The 2,889-nt window shown below is 44.8% G+C and carries 2 protein-coding genes; both read left to right on the top strand.

The genetic code is table 11. The features are described from left to right. Positions 1-1,768 (top strand): DNA translocase FtsK (locus ACYVTD_RS11280; RefSeq protein ID WP_461247870.1); only part of this gene is annotated, 1,768 nt, incomplete at its 5' end. 2 nt (positions 1,769-1,770) lie between these two features. Then, positions 1,771-2,889 (top strand): exodeoxyribonuclease VII large subunit (xseA, locus tag ACYVTD_RS11275; RefSeq protein ID WP_461247869.1); only part of this gene is annotated, 1,119 nt, incomplete at its 3' end.

Raw genomic sequence — 2,889 nt, 5'->3', positions numbered from 1 at the left:
GTTTACGCCGCAAGACGAAATCGCGACGATTGAGGAAGCTCGCGCAGATATTAAGAAAATCCGTGAGCGCAAGGAAGGCAAGAAAGGGTTCTCCTTCTTGCCGGCTAAAAAAGATAATAAAAAGGGCAGCGATGAGCCGGAAAACTTCGATGATGCGCCGATTATTACAGATGAGATGCTTGATAACACGCCGTCTGCTGAAGAGATAAAAAATAAGAAAAAAGAGGCGATGGGCGAGATTATAACGGCTGTATCGCGCATAGAAAAGACAGATGAGGACTACGTTTTGCCAAGCGTTGGGCTTTTGGATAATATAAAAAAACGTGAGAATGCGAACGGGCAAAAAGAGCTTGAGAAAACAGCGGAGAAACTGATAAAGACGCTTGCTTCATTTAAGATAGATGTTAAAATTGTTGATTATGCTGTTGGACCGACCGTAACTCGTTATGAATTGCAACCATCGGCGGGTGTAAAGATAAGTAAAATAACGAATTTAGCCGATGATATTGCTTTGAATTTAGCTGCGCAAGGCGTGCGTATCGAGGCGCCTATCCCTGGAAAAGCGGCTATCGGCATTGAGGTGCCGAACAAAACGCCTGCGAATGTTGGGCTTAAGGAAGTTTTGGTTACTAAAGAATTCAAAAGCACTAACTCCAAAATTGCCTTTTGCTTGGGCAAAAATATTGCTGGCGCACCTATCATTGCCGACATTGCTCGCATGCCTCACTTGCTCATCGCGGGTTCGACTGGCTCGGGCAAAAGCGTCTGCATAAATGCGCTTATTACGAGCATTTTATACCGTGCGAAACCTAGCGAAGTTAAAATGATTTTGATTGATCCTAAACGAGTTGAGCTTAGCGGATATAATGGAATACCGCATCTTTTAATCCCAGTTGTGACCGACCCGCACAAGGCTGCTGGTGCGCTTGCATGGGCTGTTAAAGAGATGGTCGGGCGTTATAAACAATTCGAAGAAGCCGGTGCGAGAGACATTCGCAGCTACAACGAGCTCGTTTTGAAAAAGAAAATTGACGCGCAAAAGATGCCGCAAGTTGTTGTTATTATTGACGAGTTGGCAGACTTGATGGCTGTTGCTCCTGCTGATGTGGAAGAATCGGTTCATCGCCTATCTTCTATGGCGCGTGCCGCTGGCATGCACCTTGTTGTTGCAACGCAAAGACCGTCAGTTGATGTTATCACTGGTATAATTAAAGCAAATATTCCGTCGAGAATATCGTTTGCAGTAAGCTCGCAAATCGATAGTCGCACCATTTTGGATCAAGCGGGCGCAGAGAAACTTATAGGACGCGGAGATATGTTATATGCACCATTGGGTGCTAACAAACCGCAACGCATTCAAGGCTGTCACGTTGGCGACAAGGAAGTCGAACGAGTTGTGAATTATGTTAAATCAACGAGCGAAGCCGTTTATGATGATGAGGTTTCTCAAGAAATTGACAGGTTCGAAATATCGAGACCTGGCAACAAGGCAAATGCTGCTAACGCTGATTCTTATGATAAACTAGATGACAGATTTGAAGAGGCTGTTGAGCTGATTTTGGTCCGCGGGCAGGCAAGCACGTCTATGTTCCAAAGGATGATGGGCGTCGGATATCAACGAGGTTCGAAGCTAATCGACCAACTTGAAGAGCGCGGAATAATCGGTCCTAACATTGGAACGAAAGCGCGTGAAGTTTTGATAAATCGTCAGCAATTCTTAGAGATGAGAGAGAATGGCGCGTTTGATGACGTTGTGGATGAGGCGTAGCGATGGGACGTTGGGAAGAGGCGGAAAAGCTGATAAATAGCGGGGAGTTTGAACTGCCTGTCGCCCCGATGCCAAAAATATATACTGTCACTGAAGCGAACAAACTAGTTAAAAAAGAGTTTGCAAGGATTCCGGAATTCGCAGCTATTGCAATCACTGGCGAGATTTCGAACTACAAGCCACATTATTCAGGGCATCATTACATAACGCTAAAAGACGAAAACGCGAGCATCGATTGTATCTGGTTCAAATGGCAAGCTAGCCACTTAAATTTCACGATAGAAAACGGCTTAAAAGTTGTTGCGTATGGCAAGCTGGATGTTTATGAAAAGGCTGGAAGGTATAATTTACATATCGAGAACATGGAGCCGGAAGGCGTTGGTTCACTGGCTTTAGCGTATGAGCAGCTTAAGAAAAAGCTAGAAGAGAAAGGGTATTTCAGGGAGGAACACAAAAAAGAGATACCGAAATTCCCGAGAAAAATTGGCATAGTTACATCGCCGACAGGTGCGGTTATACAAGATATTATAAACGTTGCGACGAGGCGTTTCCCGCTTGCCGAGATAATTCTTTACCCAGCGAAAGTGCAGGGCGCGGGCGGAGAGAAAGAGATAGCGGACGGAATAGATTATTTCAACACGCGACCAGATATAGACACGCTCATAATTGGGCGCGGCGGCGGTTCTATGGAAGATTTATGGTGTTTCAACGAAGAAATTGTTGCGGACGCTATATATAATTCCAAGCTGCCTATCATCTCTTCTGTTGGGCATGAAACGGATTACACTATCGCCGATTTTGTTGCAGATGTTCGTGCGCCAACGCCATCGGCTGCCGCAGAGCTTGCGACACCGGACACGCTAGAGCTGAAAAACCTAATCAAGACGAATTATTTGCGGATGTTAAAATCCTTGAAAACCGATATAGAAACCAAGCGGGAGCTACTAAAAAGGCTCCAAGTTAAGAGCCCGAAAGATATTATTTATAATTATTATTTGACGTTAGATGCGATACGCGAAAGGCTCATAAACTCGGTTAATACAAGCTTTAACAAGAACAAGGAAACCGTTAAAATTTTGGTAGGTAAGTTAGACAGTCTCTCTCCGTTGGCGGTTATATCT

This window comes from Treponema sp. R6D11 (assembly GCF_054786075.1).
Note: the sequence above shows the minus strand (reverse complement) of the source record. Positions and strands in the feature narration are given on the sequence as shown.